Raw genomic sequence first — 23,006 nt, forward strand, 5'->3', positions numbered from 1 at the left:
CCGCTCAGCCCGTAAAAAGATGTCGCGTGATAACCGCTGTAACCACGCCGCAGATAAAGAAGACAAGGGTGGCAGCAATGGATCGCGTCGAACCGCGCCCAATTCCGCACACGCCGTGGCCGCTGGTGCAGCCTGACCCTAATCGTGTGCCCATGCCAACCAGCACTCCGCCCGCTATGAGCAGAGGCGTCGGAAAGTTCGTGCGTTCCGGCACGGCGTTCGCGCTGAATAGGGCGATTAGTACAGCGCCGCCGACTATGCCAACCAGGAACATACCTCGCCGCATACGGTCGTCCGTGCGACGCCTTACGACACCGTGCAAATGGCCGGAGATTCCAGCAATACGGCCCGTTCCGATCCATAGCAATGCCGCCGCCGCGCCGATAAGCGCCCCGCCGGCCGACGCAGTCAGCGGCGTGAAATCAAACACGTCGAACACGAAGTTATTCCGTTAGATCCGGGCGTGGCTTGGGTTTCGGCCAGTGCCAGTCCAGTCCGCGTAGCATGACCTGCCAGTACAAGGCCGGGAAAAATTGGCTTTTGACTGGCCAGTACATTCGCCGCGAAGTCCGCGGATCCAGTGGAAAACTAGAGACCACTTCACCACCGTAGCGGAACTCGGCCAGCATGACCTTGCCATGCGCGACCGTGAGTGGGCACGCCCCGTAACCGTCGTAAGCACGTTTTTTAGCCGATTCCCCCAGGGCCGCGCGCAGTTCAGCGACCACGACTGGGAACTGGCGGCGTACGGCGGCCATGGTCTTCGCATTGGGGGTGTCGGTGCAGTCACCCAAAGCCAGCACATTATCGTAGCGGGTATGCGTGAGCCGGTTCTTATCGACGGTGACCCAGCCGGCGTCGCCCGCGAGTGGACTTCCCTTGATAACGTCCGGCGCAGACTGCGGCGGCACCACGTGGAGCATGTCGAAAGCACGCGTTACTGGCCCATCGTCAGTCGAAAAGGTGGCTTCGTGCTTTTCACCGTCCACGGCCACTAGATTGTGTTTGAAATAGGGCGTCGCTCCATACGAAGCAATAACTTTATCGAGCTCCCGTGCATAGGCGGGGACCCCGAACATCGCACCGCCTTGATTATAGAACCCGATCTCCGCCGATATCCCGCGTTTGCGCAGCGTATCGGCGGTCAAGTAAAGCGCTTTCTGCGGAGCGCCGGCGCACTTGATTGGCATAGCTGGCTGCGTAAACAACGCCTTGGCGCCATGGGTCAGCGATTGGGCCAACTCGTGGGTATAGGGTGCGAGGTCGTATCGATAGTTCGAGGTTACGCCGTTGCGCCCCAGAGTCTCGGAGAGACCCTCAATGGCTTGCCAGTCGATCTGGAGGCCTAGTGCCACTACCAAAAAGTCATAGGTAACTGACTCGCCGGAGGCCAACTCGACGCGATTTTCGTCCGGTGCGAACGCACTGATCGTGGCCCGGATCCAGCGGGCCTTGTCCGGCATAACTTCTTCCTCGCGCCGCTTTGTGTCTTCGGCCCGCATGTCGCCACCACCTACGAGCGTCCAGCCCGGCTGGTAGTAATGCACGTCGCTCGCCTCGATTACAGCGACATCGAGTTGAGGCGATTGCCTCAGTAGGGCGGCGGCGACTGATAGCCCGGCTGTACCACCGCCCGCGACAACGACGCGATGATGGCTTGTGTTGCTCGACATGATTTACTCCGTCTTGCTACGTATACCCCTAAGGGTATAATAGAACCCGAAGGCATTTGCAAATAACCGATTCTTAGGTTGCTGCAATTCTGGTTTCCACAGATTAGAAGGAATACAACCATGGCGAGCGGCACTCCGGAAGTCGTCGGATTCTTCGACGAAAAGACTTTCAGCGTTCAGTACGTCTGTGTCGATACAGTCAGCAAACGCTGTGCGATCATCGACCCGGTACTGAACTACGACGAGAAATCGGCGAGCACGAGCACGGAATCCGCCGATGAGATCGCGGCGTTCGTGCAGTCGCGCGGGCTCACGGTCGACTGGATTCTGGACACACATCCGCATGCGGACCATCTCTCGGCAGCGATCTATCTTCAGGGGCTTTTCGACGCGCCGCGCGCGATCGGCGAGCACGTCATCGACGTCCAAAAGCTCTGGAAGAAGATCTACAACTTCGGTGACGACTTCAAAACTGACGGACACCAGTGGGATCGGCTTTTTGGCGATGGCGACACGTTCACTGTCGGCGAGCTTGAGGCGAGGGTAATGTATTCGCCGGGTCATACCCTGGCCTCGATCACCTACGTGATTGGCGATGCCGCGTTCGTGCACGACACGCTGTTCCAGCCCGACTTCGGTACCGCACGAGCAGATTTCCCAGGCGGCGATGCAGCCACACTCTATCGCTCGATCCAGGCCATTCTTGAGTTGCCGGACGAGACTCGCCTTTTCACCGGTCATGACTACATGCCGGATGGGCGAGAACCGCGCTGGGAGTCCACGGTGGGCGAACAGCGGGAGCGTAACCCGCATCTGCAGAACATGGACGAATCCGCGTATACGGCCTTGCGAAACAAGCGTGATGCGGAACTACCGCTGCCCGCGCTCATGCTCGCCGCGCTTCAGATCAATACGCGGGGAGGGCGCCTCCCTACGCCGGAGAATAACGGCACCGCGTACCTGAAGATCCCAGTGAACGCTTTCTAAAGAGAGCGAGGCAATGCGCAACGTTCCTCACCGACGAGCCGGAGCAAGTCGCACGCCTACTAATTCAGCATCTGGAGAACGATATGAGCTCGATTAACACCGGGATAGATGAAGCAGGTCGGATGAACACCGGCGAAGGTTTGAAAAAATTGCTCGCTGATTCTTATACGTTGTATCTGCAAACGCATAACTTCCATTGGAACGTGACCGGCCCGCGCTTTCGCGAGTTGCATCTTATGTTCGAGGAGCAGTACACGGAGTTGGCTGCGGCCGTGGACGAGATCGCGGAGCGCATACGCTCGCTCGATCAGGTCGCGCCGGGTACATATCGCCAGTTCTCGACTTTGAGCTCGATCTCCGAGGTCGAAGACGTGCCTAATGCAGATCGTATGGTCGAGGTTCTAGGTGCGGGACATGAAAAGGTCGTGATGACATGCCGGGATGTACTGCAACGCGCGCAGCATGCCGGTGACGAGTCTTCGGCGGCTCTTGTCTCTGATCGTATGCGCGTGCATGAGAAGACGGCTTGGATGTTGCGGGCGATGGCTAGCTAAGAGAGCGCACGAACATTCTTACTGGGGCACGACAGCGTAGCCGCGACTTTGAAAGATCACCAGATCGCTGAGCGCCGACAATGCAACATCGACCTCATTGTTGACCCATGACTGATCGAACGCATGCTTGGCGAGCGCCTGGCCGCAGACGTGCAGGGTAACGCCCGCCTTGCGTAGGGCGGCGATCAGCGCGGTGTTGGGGTTGGCCTGTCCGAACTGCTTCTCGTATTGGGCGTCATTCAGAATACCGGGTGTCGCTGGCCCGTGAACCACAACCACGAAGTCGAGCTTTTCAGCGGGCACGCCGGCCGATGCGAACACGTTCACGGCCCGTGCGACGCGTTCCAAGCCCGGGTTCAGCTGGTCGGGGCTCTTCGCTGCTTTGGTCACATCGAATACGGCTTTGTGCTCGGCCTTGACTGAGGGCTGATTGGCTGCTTCGGAGAGTGGTTTGATGCCGCCATAGCCTTCGATGGCCGGGTAGCGCCAGTCGCCCCCTGCGGCCAAGGCGGGGCCAACACTAGCCAATGCGACACTCAAGATGATGAGAGTTGTACGAAACATTGGGGTCATAACGAGCTCCTTTATGCGTTACTGAATGGTTGAACACTGGGCTGGGTGCGCTCGATCCAGTGCCTCCCAAGGCTCTGGGTCAATGTCAGTCCGGGTGTGCCGGATATCGGTTGATACGGCCACCCATGCGACTCCAAACCAGCCAGTCTTCGTTCGAACGTTAGGCGGCGCTCGAGAATTCGAACGACGGTGGCCTTAGCCGACGTGGTCGTATTTGCGTCGGTAGCAGTGGGATCATCGATTCGCTCACCCAACGCAGGAATGGCTTTTTGCTGCGCCGTGACTGCCGTTGGCAGGTGCAACGCGTCAGCTGAAGATGCCTCGATGACCACGATTGCCGCGCTGAACGCCCTGATCAGGGTTTGGGTCCCAGAATCTTCTCTACGTCGTCGCCGCGTGGCATGCCCTGTTTGAGTCCGATATCCCCGTTGGTCTTGCGATAGAGAATCGTCGGCGTGGCGAAATAGCCCAAGGCCTCCATGAGGGCGTTGTTGTCCTGGACCTTGTCGCGAGCGGCGTCCGAAATATTCTCGGTGACTTCGATACCGCCGCTGGCGTAGTTGCGCTCCTGGCGTTCCAGTGCACCCTCCGGATCATCAGCGCCGACGATCGTGGCGGCCTTCGGCACGCTGTCGGCTTTGAGAATACCGACCATGACGTGGCGGATCTGGACGTCACCCGCTTCCACCCAGGGGCGTGCTGTCTGCCAGAACTCGTTGCAGTAAGGGCAGTTCGGATCGGTGATCTCGTAGACGATACGGGGCGCGTCGGCGTCACCATCACGGACCCAAGTGGCGTCTTCCAACTGGTCCCAAGCCTTCTTGTTCTGCGGTCCCGACGATATACGCTCCAGAGGGTCGGCCGTCAGATTGTTGCCCTGTTCGTCGACTAGCGTGCCGAGTACTGCATGCTTGCCGTCCTCCGTTACATAAATCGCCATTGGCCGGCCCTGGACGGTAGCGGCGTATCCGGTCAGCCCGCTTGGGGCATCGAAAGAGCCGAGAATATTCATTCCACGATCCTCCATCGCCGCCACGGGCGCCGGTGAATCGGATTCTTCTTCGGGGGCGGCCCATGCGACCAGCGCGTACATGCCGATGGCGGTAGCGGTGATCGTCAGGATTAGAGATAGTCGTGCGGTTCTGGTCATGGTTGTTCCTCATCATCGTGAGAAGAAGCAGTGGGCGCCGTGTCGAAACGTTCGAGAGCGGCGGTGAGAGTCGCGCGCGACAGCTGGCCCAGATGGCTGTCGACCAAACGCCCGTCGCCGTCGTAGAACAGTGTCGTAGGCAATGCGGCTGATCCGGCCTGCTTGGCCAGATGCCCGCCCGAGTCGCGCAGCACGTGTTCGATGTGCAGATCCTGACTGTTCAGGAAACTCTGGATGGTGGGCGTTGCCTCGGCCTGGTTGGCGAACACGAACAGCACGTCGTCGCGCTCGTTCTGGGCGGCCTCAAGGACGGGCATCTCCGCACGGCAGGGCGGACACCAGGTCGCCCATAGATTGACCACCATCGGCCGGCCCTCGGCTTCGGCCTGTAGCGTAGCGAGATCGGTGGCGCGGCCATCCAGCGTCTGCAGCCGTGCCTCGGGCAGGCTCGCCGCCTGCTGTTCGATCAAGGTGAGCGCGCCGCCGGTCAGCCCCCAGGCGAGGCCGCCGGCGACCAGCGCGGCGGCCAGCGGTGCGCGCAGCAGCGGCCGGCGCCAGACCACGAAGCTTGCGTAGGCGGCCATGCCCAGCAGCCCGCCGATCGCATCGAAACCGCCGTCACGAATGTCGAAAATGCCCAGCGGCGCCGGGCGGTATTCGCCGAAATAGCGGATCACGAACACCAGCCGGGCCGCCACCGCGCCGGCCAGCGCCAGGTTGAACAGCGTGTCGGTGATCGGCACTTCACGCCGGCGCGCGGCAACCTTGCCGGCTATCAACGCCGTAATCAGCGCGAAAAGCATCAGGGCATGGGCGACCGAGATCGCCAGCGGGCCGAGGTTGAAGGACAGCATCAGGAATTCTCCAAGTCGTCACGTGCGCGCTCGAGGTGATCGAGGAAGGCCTCGGCGTCCAGCTCGCCGACGATGCGCGCGCTGCGGGCCTCTTCGCCGTCCGGGCCGATCAGCAGCAGGGTGGGTGGGCCGACGACGCCGTAGTGGCCCATCAGCGCGCGGTCGGCGGCGTCGTTGTCGGTCACGTCCGGGCGCAGCAGCTGCACGTCGTCCAGTGCCGCCTGTACGCGGGCGTCGCCGAAGACTTCGGATTCGATCACCTTGCACGAGATACACCAGTCGGCGTAGAAATCCACGACCGTCCAGCGGCCGTTTTCGCCGGCCTTGGCCACTTGCGCATCAAGAGCGTCGAGATCGGACACGGGCTCAAAACGGGCCATGAAGTCGTCTGTCTGCGCACCGGCTTCGCCGCCCGCGTCGGTCGTGTTCGCGGGCGCGCCGGCAAAGGCCAGCGGCCGCATCGGATCGCTGGCGCCACCGGCGGCGCCGATCACCAGCAGCGCGCCCCAGAGGCCGATCAGAAGGCCGGCTACGCGCGCGATCATCGCTAGCGGTAGCGTCGCCTGGGCGGCGCGCAGCGCGACCTGATAGAGCGTGGTGCCGATGGCGAGCAGCCACGCGCCCCACAGTCCGAGCATCCAGGGGGCGGGCGTCACGCGGGCGACGAACCACAGCGCCATGCCCAGCAGGACGAAACCGAACACCGCCTTCACGCCGTTCATCCACGGCCCCGGGCGTGGCAGGAATCGGGCCCCGAGGCTGCCGGCGAGGACCAGCGGCGCGCCCATGCCCAGGCCGAGCGCGAACAGCGCGCTGCCGCCGATTAGCACGTCGCCGGATTCGGCGATGAACAGCAGCGCCCCGGCCAGCGGCGCGGTCATACACGGGCCGACGATCAGCGCCGATAGTGCGCCCATGACCGCCGCGCCGCCGAGGCTTCCGCCGCGCTGGGCGCTGCTGGCGCGATCCAGCCGGTTACGCAGGGCCGCCGGCAGCTGCAACTCGTAGACGCCGAACATCGCCAGCGCGAGTGCCACAAACACGAGCGCGAATGCGCCCAGCACCCAGGGGGTCTGAAGTGCGGCCTGCAAGTTGGCGCCGGCCAGCGCCGCGGCGACGCCGAGTAGGGCATAGGTCAACGCCATCGGCAGCACATAGGCCAGCGACAGCGTCAGGCCGCGCCGGCCGCGCGCGCCGCTGCCCACGATCAAACTGGTCAGGATTGGAACCATGGGCAGTACGCAGGGTGTGAATACCAGCAGCAGCCCGAGCCCGAAGAACACCAGTAGCACCCAGGCCGTGTTGCTGTCTGACAGCTGCGCGGCCAACGACTGGTCCTCGCCGAGGGCGTCGGATTTCCCAGCTTTGGCTTGCGTCGTCGTAGTGCCGGCGCCTTCGTCGTTCGAGTCCACGGGGGCGGCCGTGCCGCCGCCCAAGTTGTAGTCGGCCAGATCCAGCGTTGCGCGCTGCGGTGGATAGCATAGGCCGGCCTCCGCACAGCCCTGCCAGGTCAGTTCGACGGTTTCAGCGTTACCGGGGTCGACGCGGACCGCGACCGAGTCGTGATATACCTCGGATTTGCCGAAGAATTCGTCCTCGATGGGCTGGCCGTGCGGCATCTCGACGGCGGCCACAGGTGCCGGTTTGCCGGCAAAATCGAATTGATGCCGATACAAATAGTAGCCGTCAGCGATCGTCCAGCTTACGGTCAGCGTGTCGTCCGCGTTGACCGAGACGTCATAAGTAAAGGCCTCGCCCACGGAAAGGAAATCGTTTGACGAAGCCGTACCGGCGGCCAGCGCACTGGGACCGCACAACAAAATCAAGACCACAATGGCCAGCCGACGATACGGGAAAAGAGTCATCTAACGCGCTCCTGTCTGCACTGATGCACAAGATAAGGACCGCGGTTAAGTCAGGATTAAAAAGCTTCTCGCATCAGCAACGGCGCTAGGTGATGATCCACCAGCAACGCCGTGAACAGTGCCATCAGGTAGAAGATCGAATAGCCGAAGGTGCGCATCGCCAGCCCCGGCTTCGGCGCGTATTTCAGCCGGATAGCGTAGATCAGGAACCAGCCGGACAGGCCGATCGCGCTGATCAGATACAACGGTCCGCTCATGCCGGTCGCGAACGGCAGCAGCGACACGATGAACAGCAGCACCGTATAGAGCAGCACCTGGGTACGGGTGTACTCGAGCCCGTGCGTAACCGGCAACATCGGAATATCGACCTCCGCATATTCGCGATGGCGCTCGATCGCTAGCGCCCAGAAATGCGGTGGCGTCCAGATGAAGATGATCAGGAACAGGATCAACGCGTGCACGTCGACTGTTCCGGTGACGGCGACCCATCCGAGCACCGGCGGAGCCGCCCCTGCCGCACCGCCAATGACGATGTTCTGTGGCGTCGCACGCTTGAGATAGACGGTATAGACGCCGGCATAGCCGACCAGCGTGACCAGCGTTAGCCAGGCGGTCAGTGGGTTGACCAGCCAGAGCAGGATCGCCATGCCGATCAGCCCGATGGCGGCGGCAAAACGCGCCGACTGCACCATGTCCAGATGGCCAGTGACCAACGGGCGCTTGCGGGTACGCGCCATGCGCTGATCGGCCTTGCGATCGAGCATCTGGTTAACCGCGGCGGCGGAAGCTGCCATCAGCCCGATGCCGAGCGTGCCGAAAAGAAGTGCATCGATCGGCACCATACCGGGCGTGGCCAGAAACATGCCCACCATCGCGGTGAACACGATCAGAAGCACCACGCGCGGCTTGCACAGCTCGTAGTAATCAGTAAGACGCGTAGGCATGCGCATTATTGAATCGATGCGCACGAAGAATAGCGCGCTACGCCAGCTCGCGCGGGTCGATCTTCGGCGGCTGCTCGAAGGTGTGGTACGGCGCGGGCGATGCCACTGTCCATTCCAAACCTCGTGCGCCTTCCCATACACGTCCGGTCGCCTTCTTCCCGGCGCCGCGCATGCACATGATCATGTTGTAGATGAACACGAACTGCCCGAGGAAGAACAGCAGTGCGCCCAGCGACGAGATCATGTTGAAGTCGGTGAACTGCACCGCGTAATCCGGGATACGACGCGGCATGCCGGCCAGACCCAGGAAGTGCTGCGGGAAGAACAGTACGTTGATCCAGACCGCACTCCACCAGAAATGAAACTGGCCGAGCTTCTCGTTGTACATCACGCCGGTCCACTTCGGGATCCAGTAGTAGATGGCTGCGATGATCGAGAAGATCGCGCCCGGCACCAGCACGTAGTGGAAGTGCGCGACCACGAAATAGGAATCGTGATACTGGAAGTCGACCGGGGTGAGCGCCAGCATCAGGCCCGAAAAGCCACCGATGGTGAACAGCACTACGAAACCGAGCGCGAACAGCATCGGCGTCTCGAAGGTCATCGAGCCACGCCACATGGTGGCAACCCAGTTGAACACCTTCACGCCCGTCGGCACGGCGATGAGCATGGTCGCGAACATGAAGAACAGCTCGGCCGAGACCGGCATGCCCACGGTAAACATGTGATGCGCCCACACGATGAAGCTAAGGAACGCGATCGAGGCCACGGCGTAGACCATCGAGTCATGCCCGAACAGCGCCTTGCGCGCGAACGTCGGGATGATGGTCGACACGATGCCGAAGGCCGGCAAAATCATGATGTAGACCTCCGGATGCCCGAAAAACCAGAAGATGTGCTGGAACAGGACCGGGTCGCCACCACCCGCGGCATCGAAGAAGGTCGTGCCGAAGAAGTGGTCGGTCAGCAGCATGGTTACGGCACCGGCAAGCACGGGCATGACCGCGATCAGCAGGTAGGCCGTAATCAGCCAGGTCCACACGAACAGCGGCATCTTGAGCAGCGGCATGTCCGGGGCGCGCATGTTCAGAATCGTGACCACGATGTTGATCGCGCCCGTGATCGACGAGATGCCGGCCAGATGGATGGCAAACACCATCAGCGGCAGCGCGTTACCGGTCTGCATGACCAGCGGCGGATACATGGTCCAGCCCGAAGCCGGCGCACCACCGGAAACGAACAGCGTGCCCAGCAGCATCGAGAACGCGAACGGCAGGATCCAGAAACCCCAGTTGTTCACGCGCGGCAGCGCCAGATCGGAACAACCGATCATCATCGGCACCATCCAGTTTGCAAGCCCCACGAACGCCGGCATGACGCCGCCAAAGATCATCACCAGCGCGTGCAGCGTGATCATCTCGTTATAGAAGCCGGGATCGACAAACTGGATGCCCGGCGCGAACAGCTCAGCTCGGATTATCAGCGACATCACGCCGCCGATGAACAGCATGGTCAGCGAAAAGATCAGGTACAGCGTGCCCAGATCCTTATGGTTCGTGGTGCCGATCCAGCGTTTCATCCACGGCCATACGCCATCGGCCAGCGTCATCGGCCCGTGGTGGTGATCGTCATGACCGTGGTGGTCGTGGGTTTCGGTCGGATTGACAGTACTCATCACAAACTCTCCAATTCGTAGCGCCCGACTTAGCTCGTTACTCCGTGACTAAGATTCGATCGAGCGAGCGGTAACCCACTCCTTTAGCCGTTCGGCCACCTCAGCCCGTTCCTCTTCAGTCAGGAGGGCCCCGATCTCGCAGCCGTGCCCGTGGCGTGTTACGAGAAGGCGCGACCGGCCATTTCGATGAACACTGCTGGAAAGCCGAACTTGTGTGAGTAGACGCGGAAATTCCCATTGGCGCTCGGGCTTAGCAGTACCCGCGACGATCTCAATACGTTCGTCGGTGATCGACACGATTTCCCGGTAGCTGTTCGCTTTAACGCTCGCATAGAGAGCGGTGCCGAGGGCCGCCATCTCAAGGCCGGCGAAGGGCAGAACTGGCCAGAGCCCTAACGTCATAAAAAACAGAGCGACAGAGAAAGAAACGCCGCACATGGCTAAGAAGCACCACTGTGCCTGTGCTCTCGTCAGCGATGCATTCGGGGCGATGACGAGACGACGGGTGGGCGTGTTGGATATTGCGTCGACCATAGCGATCTGGCTTCTATGGCAATATGGCTCGTGTTCAATAACATATACCCGTACGGGTATATAAACAATGGTCATGCAGGCAAACCTTTGCCCGCGGTTAATCCTCACTTCATCGGCTTCGGGATCATCCCAAGTACGCAAGAAAGAACTACTGAATGCATATACTTCTAATCGAAGACGATGCGCTAGTCGGGGCCGGTATTCGTTCTGCGCTCGAAACCGTTGGGTACACGGTCGATTGGGCGACAAGTGGGGAAGAGGCGCGGTTAGCTTTGAGTGCGGTGGCGAGCGATATCGCCATACTCGATCTCGGTTTACCGGATATGGACGGCGTCGCGTTATTAAGGGATTGGCGCAAGCGCGGTGTCGCGCTCCCAGTGCTAGTCCTGACAGCGCGTGATGGTCTGGCGGATCGTGTAACCGGGCTGCAAGCGGGTGCAGATGATTATTTACTGAAGCCCTTCGATCTCGATGAACTTATCGCGAGAGTACAGGCACTGCTAAGGCGGGCAGGGGGCCACGCCGGACCGATTGTCGAGCATGGTCCAATCACCCTCGATCCCACGACGCAAACAGTGTATTGCGAGGAGCGGGAGGTTGAACTCACCCGCCGCGAATATGCGCTCCTGTCCAAGCTTCTGCATGCCCGGCGATCAATTCTTACCGCTGAGCAACTTAAGGATGCCCTCTACGGTATTGAGGCCGAGGTCGAAAGTAATGCGATCAACGTCCATATCTATCATCTGCGGCAAAAGCTAGGCGCTGGCCTCGTGCGCACGGTGCGGGGCTTGGGTTATCGGTTGGGTAACGCTTCGGACATCGGTAAGCGGAGCAGGCCTTGAGTCTACGCTGGCGTCTTTTATTAACGCTGGGCCTGTCCTTTGCGGCGCTGTGGGGGCTCGTTGCCGTCTGGCTATATAGCGACTTGCAAGATCAGGTGCGCGATACATTGGACCAGCGTCTGGCTGCTTCCGCCCGGATGGTGGCGGGCCTGGTCGCCCAATTGCCCGACTCGGCCTGGCAAAATACGGGCGACCCTGTTCTTTCGGTACCGAGCAGCGCTGGCGTAGCGTGTCAGATCAATGCGCCCAGCGGACGCGTTCTGATGCGCACCCACGGCCAATTCGACGATGGCCTGGAGTCGCCGGCACCCGGTTTCACCGACCGCGATATCGACGGCGAACGCTGGCGCTTGTTCACCTACGTTCAGAACGGCGTGCATATCACTACCGCTGACCGACTCGTCGAGCGTAGCGCCCTCCAACGCAACGTGATCGCGGTCGCAGCTGTGCCCTTTGCCGTAGCACTGCTCGGCAGTCTGGTAGTGCTCTGGTTCGGTATAAGACGCGGACTCCGCCCGCTCGAGCGTTTGCGTGGTGAACTGTCCCGACGAGCGCCGGATACACTCACACCAGTCGAAATCGATGATGCGCCCACAGAGCTCCGACCTGCGGTCGATACGCTCAACCAGCTGCTCGTCCGAACCGGCGAGACGCTCGCCCGCGAACAGCGTTTCACCAGCGATGCCGCACACGAACTGCGCACTCCGCTGACGGCAATCAAGACTCATGTTCAGCTTGCCAAGCGGCTTGACGGAGATAAGGCTTACGCCGCGCTCGCGCAGGCCGAGGCCGGTATCGCGCGGCTGCAGCGCACGCTCGAGCAATTGTTACTGCTCGCACGGGTCGAGGCTGGTGAGTCGCATTTCGATATGGCGCAGGCGACGAGTTCGGCGATCGCAACCGCGGCGTTGGCTGATCTGCCAAACGGCGGGCGCGTGGGGATTCATGAGAATGGTGTGGCGATACCCGTTGCGGTGCCCAAAGCGTTGGCCACCGCCGCTCTGCGCAATCTGCTCGATAACGCGCTGCGGCATACGCGAGCCGATCGTGAAGTCTCGCTGGCCATTGAGGTCAAAGCGGCGCGCGTGACGTTCGTCGTTTGCGATCAGGGTGATTGGCCTGCCGATCGTGACACGCAACCCCTGACCCAGCGCTTCTGGCGTGGCGAGGCGACGCGCGCGGGCGCCGGCAGCGGTTTGGGTCTAACCATTGCTGCCGCGATTGCCCAGCGCTTTGCCGGCGAGCTCGTCTTCGAGCCACGTCCCGGCGGCGGCTTGGCGGTGCGTCTTTCCTGGCCCCGAGCGGCACCGTCTTAGACGTGACCGGCCGATGACTCAAGCCGATGTCCTCACCAAATGGATCGTATATCGAGAACCGATCTAGTCGTTCAAAGTGGCGTCTCAGAATAGGAGGCGCAGGGTTTTCCCGGATACAGTCCTTAGCGGCAAGACCTTATGTTGGGTCTGCGTAACATAGAGGCATCTAGGAGATAGTAGTGAGGAATTCGGCATTGCCTGACGTGGTGGGCGTTGCGGCGCTGAGCACGATTTTACTGGCCGGTTGCACAGGTATGGGACGTACTGGGCCCGCTGCGGAAGTCGATGGCAGTCCCGACAGCATGAAAACGAACGTGCTCGAGGCCGGTGCAGACGCGTTACAGACCGATGCGCCGACGGATCAACTCGATATTTATCTGGTCGGGTTCCACCCGATGAAGAACAAACCAGAAGAGCAGTTTGAGGCGCATCACTTTTGCCAGCAGGTGAACGAAGATTTCGCACAATGCTCGCTCTATGACGGTAATACGTCCCACGCGAACATGACGGGTATCGAATACATAATTTCCGAAAAACTGTTCAAGCGGCTACCGGAGAAGGAAAAGCAGTACTGGCATCCGCATAACGGTGAAATTCTTTCGGGCCAGCTTGTCGCGCCCAATCTTCCCGAAGCGGCTGACCACGAGCTGATGAAGGAGAAGATGAACAGCTACGGCAAAACTTGGCATACCTGGAATACAACGCATAGTGCTGAAGGAAAGGTGCAATTACCCTTAGGCGAACCGTCTCTGGCGTGGTCGTTCAACCGCTTCGGTGAGCCCAAACCTGGGTTGGTCGAGGATCGTGATAAGCGAATGAATATCGATTCGGCCGACCGTCGGCGGAATCGGCAGGATCTGCTGCCTTTGGCGAAACCGCAGCAGGGCGTGGATGTGCTCAAAGGGCAGTTTCCGCGAGGCGCCCAGGCGATCCCGGGTGTCGAAGATAAGTCGTCAAACGCGCAATCGCAGTGAATGCATGCAGATCGAGGGGCTGAGCCTTAGGCCCTCGATCATTTTCGGGTGCCTGTCGAAGCCTTACGGTTGGGGAGCGGGGACTTTATTCCCGTGCAACGCGTGACCTCGTATCGCCAGGGCGCAACGTTTGTATCCAAATAGCGCTTATTTGGCGGGGTGTTTGCTAGCGAGCCCACGGAAGTGCCAAGTGAGTGGTTTCGGCCCCTGGATATAGCCGGCGTCGAGCGTGTCTATGGAAAAGCCTGCGTCGGTCAGTAACTCGGGTACGTTGCGATCCAGGTGACAACCGCCTGCAATATGCCGCCACGCCGGCGTGAGGCGCTGCTGCCAACGGGCCACTTTCGCCTCCGGCGAGCGGCCATGCTCGCAGAACAACATGGTGCCGTTCGGTTTGAGCACGCGGCGCATTTCGCGCAGGGCTAAGGACGGATCGGGAATACTGCACAGGCTATAAGTCACCAGAACGGTGTCGAAATGATCGTCTTCGGCCGGTATCTGTTCGGCGCTAACGGCCATTAGCGATACGGATAGGCGCGTTTCGGACAGCCGGCGCCGCGCACGCGGATGCATTTCAGCCGCGGGATCAAGCCCGACGATCGTATCCACGTTCGCTGGGTTGTAGTGGGGCAGGTTACGGCCGGTCCCGATACCGATTTCGAGCACACGCCCGCGCGCCTGAGGAACCAGACGCGCGCGTTCACGCTCTACGGCAGGCAGGCCGCACGCGCAATCAAGCACGTGCGGCAGGATATAGCGGTTGTACAGACCCATGCGGCAGACTCAGTCGAGTTTCTTTTGTATCGCGGCGAACAGGGGCGACTCGGGGTTTAGGCCCGCATCCAAGCCGACCTGAAGCGCTTCGTCCGCGTTTTTACCCTGAAGGTAGCGTGCACGATAGGCCATAAGCCCGCCCACGCGGTTCGAGCTCCCGCAATGCACGATTGCCGGGCGCTGATCCTCTGCGAGTGCTGCGTCAAGCGTGCGCGCACTCGCGTCGTTGATGTCCTCGGGGCCGGCGACAGGAATATGAACGTAATGCATTCCTGCATCGGCTATCAGCGCGGCTTCATCGAACTCATCGAATTCGCCGGCGGGCCGCAGATTGACGACGGTTCGCACACCGCCAGCCAACGCTTCTTTCAGCTGTGCCGCTGACGGCTGGCCGGCTGCGACCACGTTGTTCTCAAGCGGGTGGGCATTGGCTATGTTCGAAGCGTAATCGGTCATGGGGTCTCCTTCGGTTCGAATGCGCGATTGGTCACGGCTGGTTCACCTTGGCGGCCGTTCCCGAGGGTGGGGCATTTTGACCGAGCACGACGCCGTTCACGGTCTGGCCGTACATCGAGTGCTCGCCGTGATATTGCTCCGCGGTCTCGCTGACCGATCCGGTGAAACGCGGATCCTGCGGGCGCTCTTGGCTATCGATAAATCGGGCCACATCCCAAGCCTGTTGATCGGATAGCGTCGCCGCGCCCAGCGGCATGTTGGCCTTGATGAAACCGGCGGCGGTGTTCACGCGATGCATGCCCGCGCCCCAGTTGTAGGAGCGCGGTCCCCACAGAGGCGGAAACGCCAGACTGCCGTCCGCCGCTCGCTGACCTTGCCCGTCACTGCCATGACACAGGGCGCAGTGGTCGGCGAACACCTGTTTGCCGCGTGTGAAGCTTGGTGGCTGTTCGGGGGCCTCGAGTTCGGGATAGCCGCGCCCCGGGAGATTCTTGGCAACCGGCGCGCCGCTGGCCAGCCAATAGGCATAGGACTCGAGCGCGACGAGCACCTCGTCACCGCGCGGCGGCGGTGTGCCGTTCATGCTGTAGCGAAAACAGCCTTGGATACGCTCGGCGAAATCGTTGACGTGCTTGTTCTTGCCACGATACGCGGGGTACATCGCCCACGCCGCCCAGAGCGGCGCGGAATCCGGCCGACGGCCTTCGTCTAGATGGCAATTGGCACATTGCAGGTCGTTACCGACGAATTGATCGGCGTGCTGCTGCGTGTCGGTGAAGATGTCGCGGCCTTTACGAACCATGGCGCCGAACTCGTCGTCCGGGATCTCGCTGCGTGCGGGTGGGGCAAAATCGTCAGCCGCACTCGCAGCGCCGGGCTGCGCCGCGCCCGGAAGCGGTTCGCTTCTCTCGGACGCCGCGTTACCCGATACAGCCACGTCCTCAGATTTCGTGGCGCTCTCTGTCGTGTCGCCTCTAGCTGCGGGAGCGGCGTTCGCAGTTTTTGCCTGTGCTGGCGTCGGCGCGCTCTGATCCCGCGTGCCAACCCAGAAAATAACTGCGGCGAGCATGGCAAACGACACCGCGACCGTTAAAAGCGGAATACGATTACTCATGATCTAGCCCCTTGGCGGGTGCCGGTGATTGCGCAGCGAAGTATTGGGCGACTGGCTTGATATCCGATTCGTCCAACTTAGCGGCGATCGACGCCATCAAACCCATGGGCCCGCCGGGTCGCTTGCCATTGCGCCAGGCCCGCAACTGACCTTCGAGATAAGCTGCTGGTTGGCCGGCGAGGGCGGGGAAGTGCTCGCCCACACCCACACCCGCCGGGCCATGGCATTGGACACACGCGGGAATATCGTTCGCCCAACGGCCATGTTCCGCGAGCTCGGCGCCAGTATCGGGTGGGTTATCCGATTGTCCTTTGCTTGCCTGCGCGCCTTCTGCGGAAAGCTGACTGTAATAGGTGGCCATCGCGCTTCGCTGGTCCGTGGACAACGCACTAGCAATCGGCTGCATGACCGCATTCTCGCGCGCGCCGCTGGCGAAGGCGTCGAGCTGCGCCTCGAGATAGGGCGCGCCGAGCCCGGCAAGGCGGGGAAAGCCGGCGGCCGCATTGCCTTCGCCATGCGCGCCATGGCAGCTACTACAGGGCGCGATGTTCTCGCCGAGGCCTTGATTCGCTATATCGCTTGGACTTGCCTGTACCCAAGGCGAGACCGATAGAAGCCACACAAGCGCAGAAAGGGTGCATTTACGTATTGCCATTGTTAGAGCCTCCGCTTGGACCATTACATCGTACCCCTACACGTATCTGTATACTACCGAGGCATAAAGATAGAGCAATTAGTTCTATAGAAATTGATATCCAGATGGTGGATGAGCGCCATGAGTGTGATTTTCGGAGTTCTTGTAGGCCTTGCCCTTGGCCTGACAGGCGGAGGCGGTTCGATTTTCGCAGTGCCGCTATTGATTTACGGCCTCGGCGAACCGGCGCAGGCTGCGATAGCGGTATCGCTCGGCGCAGTCGCAATTACCGCGGCGTTTGGCGCAGCAGAGTCTTATTGGCGGGGCTTAATCGAGCTCAGGGCAGGACTCATCTTTGCAGTGGCAGGAGTTGCGACTGCGCCCGTCGGGGTCTATCTGGGCGATCTAGTTGACGAAGCTACGATTACGGCGCTATTCGCTGGCGTGATGATCCTCGTGGCTACAAGGATGTTTCGAAGCGCGCGCCGTGCGGGTGATGACTCGAAAGTCGTACGGGCGAGGCCGGCCGCCGACGCTCATGACGACCCGGGCACCGTTTGTCACTACAGCCGCGATGGCCAACTCCGGCTGAACGCGCCATGTAGCGCAGCGCTTGTAGCCGTCGGAGTTCTCGTCGGTGTCCTCTCCGGCTTTTTCGGCGTGGGTGGCGGCTTTCTAATCGTACCGGCGCTGATCATGATCACCGAAATGGGAATTCACAGAGCGGTCGCGACTTCCCTTTTGGTGATTACGCTTATTGGGTTATCCGGACTCACATCAGCGGTTTTTTCCGGTCGTGATATCGACTGGGCACTGACCGGCTTATTCATACTCGGTGGTGTTTTGGGCATGATCGGAGGCCGTACGTTGTCACGGTATATAGCTGGTCCGTCGCTGCAACTGGCTTTTTCGATCGCCATGCTGCTCACTGCCGGCTACATGATCCTCAAAACGTTCTCGTAATTCAGGAATTACACTAGACCAATGGCCGCATTCGGCCAGAAGCTGCCGTTCGTTGAATCGAAGAATCGCGACTTACGCTTGCTGTGCCTCACGCGGCATTGCTAGCGGTTAGCCGCAACAAGCCTAAGTTGTATCGTGTAGCACTTTCGTCGCAATAGATCAGGAATAGGCTGCAATGGACGAGGAGCAACGCAAGGAGGCCGCGACCTCCGTGCTGGGAGATATGCAGGCCATAGCCGCCAAGATGCGCGCACTGATCGTCGCCATGCCCGCGCATGATCTACTCGGCTATATCTACGCTCAATACATGATGAAAGCGATGGCGGAACAAAACGCCACCGAAGAACAACGCGAACCCGATGGCCCAGATAATCTCATCAACGAGAACCAATTCCTGCTGGAATACGTGCACGCGGTTCTTGCGTCAGATACTGCTCCTGCTGATGTGACATTCGACGAAGCTCAGTGCGCCGAGCTGTATGAACTTGGTCGCAAACTGCGAGAGCAGGCCATTTTATTCGCTATGATCACGTCCTCCGATAGCAAAGACGGCGTCTTCGGTCCCGACACGGCCGACATTGAATACCACGCGAAATCCACCTGGCTCATGCTACGCGGGAACCGCTACCAGGTTTTGGAAGGCGATTTCTATCGCTACGTTCTGGCGCCTCACAATAGTATTCTTAAAGAAGTATACGGCGTGAGCGCCGCCGATATCGCGGAAGGCTTTCAGGCCATGGCCGACGCCACGCGGTCTGGGCATGCCGACGCAATTATGGAGATGATGACGCAGTTTGAGGCGGCACAGGCATTCGCTGCGGCGGCGGGCAGGCCTCTGGCAAATGTCATGGAGGAGTGGGTTAAGGCCAATGCAGAACAATCGAACGCCGCCGGGCGTGCCATGGATGACATTTTTCGTGGCGGCGTCGCCAATGTGAGCCGTCACACGAAGCTGCCGCAGGCGCTGTTAGCGGACTTGGCGTATCGACGTGGAGAAGAAACTGAGTTCTTCGCTGCAGGCGATTTTGCGGGGACACCCTACCGGACTCTGCCTGCTCGGAAGAAGCCCTTAATCCAGCTAGGATCGGACTACTACGCTGTCGATCCTTGCTTCACTCGCGATGCAGGATACCGCGCGCTTCTCTACAACCTTCTTCAGCGAAAGCCGGGTTACAAGAGGAGCTTTGAAAGTCGGCAGAAAAAGATGAGCGAAGCTGCCTTCGCCGACATTCTCTCCGCCCAACTTCCTAGCGCGACAATTTTTCAGGAGGTCTACTACAAGGACCCTGTCAGCAAGCAGTGGTTCGAAAACGACACCCTCATCTTGATCGATGACGTGCTGTTTCTTGTTGAAGCTAAGGCTGGCGCAGCTGCCACTATCGCGTCGCCAGCGCTGGATTTCGGTCGCCACGCACAATCTGTGCAGGATTTGGTGCTTAAGGCCTTTAAGCAGTGTGAGCGCTTCTTCAATTATCTGAGTTCGGGGGATGAAGTGTCCCTCTACCACCTGATTGACGGCAAATATGAAGAGTGGGGTCGCGTCCGCAGCTCCGACTATCGCGTGATGGTTCCGGTCGGGCTTACGGTGGAGTCGTTCTCGCCCTTTTCTGCATATTGCAAGGAGCTGTCGCAGGTTAAGCCGCTACTTGGCAAGCATGCGTTCGTTTCGCTGTCGATCGACGACTTGTTTGTGCTCAAGCGTCTCCTGCCTACACCGGGTGAGTTCGCTCATTACATGGAGGTGCGGCAGGCCGTGGCCGGGATTCGCCGGGCTCATCTCTTCGACGAGTTCGACCACCTTGGCGCATACCTGAAGAAGAACCGATTCGATCAAGATATTGCCTACCAGCTAAAGGGTAGCAAGGTGAACATGCTTGTCTGGGACGGCATGAGCGACATAGTCGACAGGTGCTTCGAGGGTGAAGACTGGGAAAGTGAGCCGCTTCCGACGCAGGACTTCCCGGAGGAGGTGCTGAAGCTGCTTGCGGCGCTTGACGCTATCCGAGCATGCGGGTGGCTTTCAGCTGAAAGCCACATTCGTGACCTGGGAGAAGATGGGAGAAATAATCTCGCTAAGATGCTGACTGGCCTTCGTCAAACCCTGAACGTACATCCCGCTCGCTATTTCCTTTTGTCCGGGGGGCGCGAGCCGCTGTTCGTTTGGCTTCAACGACACGGCCACCAAATTGAATGGACCAAGGTCAACGACAAAGCGAGCGCAACAGCGTTGTCTGTCAGAGCTTCTAACGTCATCGGCGTTGTGGCAGAGGTTGGTACCGATGGGAGCTATCGCGGGGCACAGTCCTTCGCTGTTCAAATACCGACGGTGCGAACGGAAAAGCACGCCTACATTTACGAAGATGCCGCACGAATGGTTCAACGCGGGCAGTTGAATCTCAACAGACCGAAAAACGTAGTTCGCCCCGCGAAGGCCCGTAAGTTGGGGCGGAATGATCCTTGCCCTTGCGGCAGTGGCGTAAAGTACAAAAAATGTCATGGTCGCTAAGGACGACCCCCGAATGACAACCATCTCGCGTCCAGCCTAGTTTTGGGGGCAGCTAAGGAAATTTGCGTCGATTATCGCGGCAGATTCCAGCACTTTGAGACTGAGACAGGGCGGGCGTGCCCGCGTAGCTTGACTCGTGTAAGCCGCGATCGGCAAAGGTGGAGGCTTTTCCGGATACGAAGACGGACATCGCCAGGGCCTGACGGATTTGCGCAGAGATATTGGGCAACCATAGTTCCCCGATGAGCAGCGCGAGGTAAGCATCCATCGCACTGATCGGAGTGAGGTCCGCAAGAAGGGCCTCAATACTGCGATCTAATTCCTTCGCGCTTTCGCTGACAGAACACTGCGGCCCTTGAGTTATCCGGCGGTGTGGCTTCTTGGGCTTGCGCTTAGACATCGTATTCTTCCGCCTGAGATGGGTCACTCGAGCCTGTTATCGATTGAGCCCTCCGACGCAATCGCCATATCACTATTGTACGAACGGTGATTTTTCACATTTGTCCGAGCCACACGTGTTGCAACCATTTGCTGTCGGCGGTGGACTCGGCGGCAGAAATTGGCGGGGCCATGAGGGCGTCGTCTAGCCGCGCCGCTATTTCGGACAAGGCGGCTCGTGTTCGCAGGTAGTGTCGACCAAGTTGCGGAACGCATCGTGAGCCTGAAAGAACTACTCAGTCACGATATCGAGAAAATGAACAATTTTTGTTGCGCGGCGCGGCCGTGCCAGAGAAGATCGAAGTAATAGGGATCGCACGCGCCCTCCAGAAAAGGGTACTCGGTTACGTGATCGACCAAAGCCGCGGCGCTGCCTGCCAGGAAATCGTCACCATGTAGTCTGGGGGTTTGAGTAGTGCGCCGATTTGATAGAAAGGCCCTGAGCGCTCTAGCGTGGGCTCCGGAAAAAGAAGACGCGGTCGCATGGTTGCTCGGTGCCGAGGCATCTGTTGATTTCCTGCGAGATAACGCCACGCGCGATGAGCTCGTGATCTACGCCAGTGGTGGCGCGGTTCTGGTGCATGGCGTACTCGCGCCGGCCAACCAGGTGACTCCGCCAAACCACAACGACCTGCGGGGTGCCTACCTTATGCCGGAGGACGCGTGGTGCATTCAGCGTGCCTGGGGCGGCGGGGCAGGTCATCGCATGTACCTCGATCCGCCCCTTAGCAGCGCGGGCTGCAAGTCCCTGGTGGGCGGAGAGAAGCTCATTTATCGCCGTTCGTTCAACGGAGTGACCAAAGACGCGCCGCCTATTGAACTCAGTCAGAAACTGGTGCACAGCTTGGCGCTGTACTGGGTCGAAGAGCGAAATGCGTATTGTCGACTCGATGATCGAGGCGATATCGAGGACGTTATCCGGGTGGTCTGGCTCAAGGGGCCACCCACGGAGCCCGAGATGGCGGTGGTGACCATCCTGATCGAGGACTTGGCCACCTACATGGCGCTAGCTGACATGGTGCTGGTGTTCAAATTCGATTTCACTCGTTTTGAGCCCAAGAACTTCGGCGGGTGGCACCAGGAGCGTCAGACAAACAAGAAGTCGGCGCCAGACCTGTTCTACGACGTGGGTTGCTCGGCGAACGCCAGCTACGCCAACGGCATCATGGTTCTGCGCTCCAAACTCACCGTCGAACAACTCGTTCAGGCATGGAGGGACGAAGAGGACGAATCCAAAAAGCAGTACGCCATGTTCAAGATCGTCGACTGGAAGAACCAGCGCCAGATAGAAACGTCCTGCGGTCCAGACCACCTGTCGAACTACTTCGAAAAGTCCGACAAGCCTTTCGAGATCTCACCAGCTTTCTTCCGCCCCGAAGTGCTCACGCGATTCAAGAACGATCCTGAAAAGTACGACTTGGAAGACCGCAGCATCGGTTGTCGAAATGCTTGGTATCTGAAGACCTACGACATCAATGAAGCCGGGCAGGTCCACACCTACGTCGGTTACCTGGCCAAGCTGCCGTACGAGGAGCAGGTGTACTGGCAGTCATTCAACGAATGGCCCAAGGCGCCGATTTCCAAGCGTGCCTACGAGAATGATTTCGAAGGTAAGTGGAGCAGCGAGTGCGATCCGCTGCAGATGCTCAAGTACAAAATCCGTCAGCTCGACCAGAATCCGCCCGCGTGGTGGAAGATTCGCGGCGACGAGTTGATAGACGTTGCCCGCTACCCGGCGACCGATTCAGTGTCCGAGTGGGGCGACGAGATCCTCGCGCTGGATCAAATGCTGGTCGAAGGCTTCCTCGCCAAGCCCTTGCAGAAGCTCGCGACGGACGCCGGCCGCAAGATCGACAAGCAATGGCAATCGGTGCGCTTGCTGCAGGATTATCTGGAAGCCCAAGGTCGCGCCCCTGAGGAAGCGAGAGCGGTGATGGAGCCGCTGGCGCGGTTGCACGGGCTGCGCAGCATCCTCAAAGGCCACGGCGCCCCGTCCAAGAGTACGGCCGCCTCCAAGAGTGCACGCAAAGACCACGGCACGTTGCGCGCACAGTTCACTGCCTTGGCAGGCGAGTGCGACGACACATTCATTTCTGTCCTAAGGGCATTCGGCACGGCGATCAAGCTGGACTAGGGCTCGGACGTCGCGGCTTGAGATATCGACACCTACTTGGCGTCGA

22 protein-coding genes are annotated in these 23,006 nt (G+C 60.0%); 8 read left to right on the forward strand and 14 right to left on the reverse strand.

Annotated elements, in window-relative coordinates; translation table 11 throughout:
* Positions 1 to 4 precede the first annotated feature (4 nt).
* Positions 5 to 439, reverse strand: a complete 435-nt coding sequence (locus tag ACFOSU_RS03115; protein ID WP_209065012.1) for a YeeE/YedE family protein — start codon at positions 437 to 439, stop codon at positions 5 to 7.
* A gap of 4 nt (positions 440 to 443) precedes the next feature.
* Complete coding sequence (locus ACFOSU_RS03120; RefSeq protein WP_209065010.1) at positions 444 to 1,673, reverse strand: NAD(P)/FAD-dependent oxidoreductase; 1,230 nt, start codon at positions 1,671 to 1,673, stop codon at positions 444 to 446.
* Positions 1,674 to 1,793: 120 nt separating this feature from the next.
* Between ACFOSU_RS03120 and ACFOSU_RS03125 the strand changes: the two genes are divergently transcribed.
* Positions 1,794 to 2,660: an MBL fold metallo-hydrolase gene (locus ACFOSU_RS03125; protein ID WP_353225992.1), complete on the forward strand. Its 867-nt coding sequence runs from the start codon at positions 1,794 to 1,796 to the stop codon at positions 2,658 to 2,660.
* 83 nt (positions 2,661 to 2,743) lie between these two features.
* Entirely contained in the window at positions 2,744 to 3,214 is a 471-nt protein-coding gene (locus tag ACFOSU_RS03130) for a Dps family protein (RefSeq protein WP_380686345.1), read from the forward strand.
* A gap of 18 nt (positions 3,215 to 3,232) precedes the next feature.
* Here the strand turns inward: ACFOSU_RS03130 and ACFOSU_RS03135 are convergent, their stop codons facing one another.
* From ACFOSU_RS03135 to ACFOSU_RS03165, 7 genes are all read right to left on the reverse strand, one after another.
* Positions 3,233 to 3,787: a DsrE family protein gene (locus tag ACFOSU_RS03135; protein ID WP_380686347.1), complete on the reverse strand. Its 555-nt coding sequence runs from the start codon at positions 3,785 to 3,787 to the stop codon at positions 3,233 to 3,235.
* A 355-nt stretch (positions 3,788 to 4,142) separates the two neighbouring features.
* Positions 4,143 to 4,937, reverse strand: coding sequence for a thiol:disulfide interchange protein DsbG (dsbG, locus tag ACFOSU_RS03140; protein ID WP_380686349.1), 795 nt, complete (start codon positions 4,935 to 4,937; stop codon positions 4,143 to 4,145).
* A complete protein-coding gene (locus ACFOSU_RS03145) occupies positions 4,934 to 5,791 on the reverse strand; it encodes a TlpA disulfide reductase family protein (RefSeq protein WP_348767894.1) in 858 nt (285 codons plus the stop codon). Before ACFOSU_RS03145 ends, dsbG begins: the two co-directional genes overlap by 4 nt.
* On the reverse strand, positions 5,791 to 7,656 hold the full coding sequence (gene dsbD, locus ACFOSU_RS03150) for a protein-disulfide reductase DsbD (protein WP_348767895.1): 1,866 nt from the start codon (positions 7,654 to 7,656) through the stop codon (positions 5,791 to 5,793). The genes ACFOSU_RS03145 and dsbD overlap by 1 nt, the downstream gene beginning before the upstream one ends.
* A 56-nt stretch (positions 7,657 to 7,712) precedes the next feature.
* Entirely contained in the window at positions 7,713 to 8,600 is an 888-nt protein-coding gene (cyoE, locus tag ACFOSU_RS03155) for a heme o synthase (RefSeq protein WP_348767896.1), read from the reverse strand.
* Between the two features lie 37 nt (positions 8,601 to 8,637).
* Entirely contained in the window at positions 8,638 to 10,275 is a 1,638-nt protein-coding gene (gene ctaD / locus ACFOSU_RS03160) for a cytochrome c oxidase subunit I (protein ID WP_380686352.1), read from the reverse strand.
* Positions 10,276 to 10,323: 48 nt separating this feature from the next.
* Complete coding sequence (locus ACFOSU_RS03165) at positions 10,324 to 10,884, reverse strand: DUF2244 domain-containing protein (protein ID WP_209064993.1); 561 nt, start codon at positions 10,882 to 10,884, stop codon at positions 10,324 to 10,326.
* Between the two features lie 80 nt (positions 10,885 to 10,964).
* Between ACFOSU_RS03165 and ACFOSU_RS03170 the strand changes: the two genes are divergently transcribed.
* The 3 genes from ACFOSU_RS03170 (at position 10,965) to ACFOSU_RS03180 (ending at position 13,941) form a co-directional block, all read left to right on the forward strand.
* Positions 10,965 to 11,651 carry a response regulator gene (locus ACFOSU_RS03170; protein ID WP_348767504.1) on the forward strand — a complete coding sequence of 229 codons (687 nt, stop codon included), beginning with the start codon at positions 10,965 to 10,967 and terminating at the stop codon, positions 11,649 to 11,651.
* Positions 11,648 to 12,967, forward strand: a complete 1,320-nt coding sequence (locus ACFOSU_RS03175; protein ID WP_348767505.1) for a sensor histidine kinase — start codon at positions 11,648 to 11,650, stop codon at positions 12,965 to 12,967. Before ACFOSU_RS03170 ends, ACFOSU_RS03175 begins: the two co-directional genes overlap by 4 nt.
* A 254-nt stretch (positions 12,968 to 13,221) precedes the next feature.
* Positions 13,222 to 13,941 carry an OBAP family protein gene (locus tag ACFOSU_RS03180; protein WP_380686461.1) on the forward strand — a complete coding sequence of 240 codons (720 nt, stop codon included), beginning with the start codon at positions 13,222 to 13,224 and terminating at the stop codon, positions 13,939 to 13,941.
* 147 nt (positions 13,942 to 14,088) lie between these two features.
* On the opposite strand, the gene ACFOSU_RS03185 is transcribed toward ACFOSU_RS03180, so the two are convergent.
* From ACFOSU_RS03185 to ACFOSU_RS03200, 4 genes are read right to left on the reverse strand one after another with little or no spacing between them, the layout of a single operon-like run.
* Positions 14,089 to 14,715 (reverse strand): class I SAM-dependent methyltransferase, encoded by a 627-nt coding sequence (locus tag ACFOSU_RS03185; RefSeq protein ID WP_348767506.1) that lies wholly within the window; start codon positions 14,713 to 14,715, stop codon positions 14,089 to 14,091.
* Positions 14,716 to 14,724: 9 nt separating this feature from the next.
* Positions 14,725 to 15,171, reverse strand: coding sequence for a beta-lactamase hydrolase domain-containing protein (locus tag ACFOSU_RS03190; protein ID WP_348767507.1), 447 nt, complete (start codon positions 15,169 to 15,171; stop codon positions 14,725 to 14,727).
* A 31-nt stretch (positions 15,172 to 15,202) separates the two neighbouring features.
* Positions 15,203 to 16,285 carry a c-type cytochrome gene (locus ACFOSU_RS03195; protein ID WP_380686356.1) on the reverse strand — a complete coding sequence of 361 codons (1,083 nt, stop codon included), beginning with the start codon at positions 16,283 to 16,285 and terminating at the stop codon, positions 15,203 to 15,205.
* A complete protein-coding gene (locus ACFOSU_RS03200) occupies positions 16,278 to 16,940 on the reverse strand; it encodes a c-type cytochrome (protein ID WP_348767509.1) in 663 nt (220 codons plus the stop codon). Before ACFOSU_RS03200 ends, ACFOSU_RS03195 begins: the two co-directional genes overlap by 8 nt.
* 120 nt (positions 16,941 to 17,060) lie before the next feature.
* Here ACFOSU_RS03200 and ACFOSU_RS03205 point away from each other — a divergent pair, with 120 nt between their 5' ends.
* Positions 17,061 to 17,882 carry a sulfite exporter TauE/SafE family protein gene (locus ACFOSU_RS03205; RefSeq protein WP_348767510.1) on the forward strand — a complete coding sequence of 274 codons (822 nt, stop codon included), beginning with the start codon at positions 17,061 to 17,063 and terminating at the stop codon, positions 17,880 to 17,882.
* A 175-nt stretch (positions 17,883 to 18,057) separates the two neighbouring features.
* The gene (locus tag ACFOSU_RS03210; protein ID WP_380686358.1) at positions 18,058 to 20,388 is read left to right on the forward strand and encodes a YecA family protein; all 2,331 of its coding nucleotides are present in this window, start codon (positions 18,058 to 18,060) and stop codon (positions 20,386 to 20,388) included.
* A gap of 52 nt (positions 20,389 to 20,440) precedes the next feature.
* On the opposite strand, the gene ACFOSU_RS03215 is transcribed toward ACFOSU_RS03210, so the two are convergent.
* Complete coding sequence (locus ACFOSU_RS03215; protein ID WP_380686360.1) at positions 20,441 to 20,788, reverse strand: hypothetical protein; 348 nt, start codon at positions 20,786 to 20,788, stop codon at positions 20,441 to 20,443.
* A gap of 453 nt (positions 20,789 to 21,241) precedes the next feature.
* On the opposite strand from ACFOSU_RS03215, the gene ACFOSU_RS03220 reads away from it, so the two are divergent.
* The gene (locus ACFOSU_RS03220) at positions 21,242 to 22,960 is read left to right on the forward strand and encodes a hypothetical protein (RefSeq protein ID WP_380686362.1); all 1,719 of its coding nucleotides are present in this window, start codon (positions 21,242 to 21,244) and stop codon (positions 22,958 to 22,960) included.
* The last annotated feature ends 46 nt before the right edge of the window (positions 22,961 to 23,006 follow it).

The sequence above is a fragment of the Salinisphaera aquimarina genome (assembly GCF_042643355.1).
Lineage (GTDB): Bacteria > Pseudomonadota > Gammaproteobacteria > Nevskiales > Salinisphaeraceae > Salinisphaera > Salinisphaera aquimarina.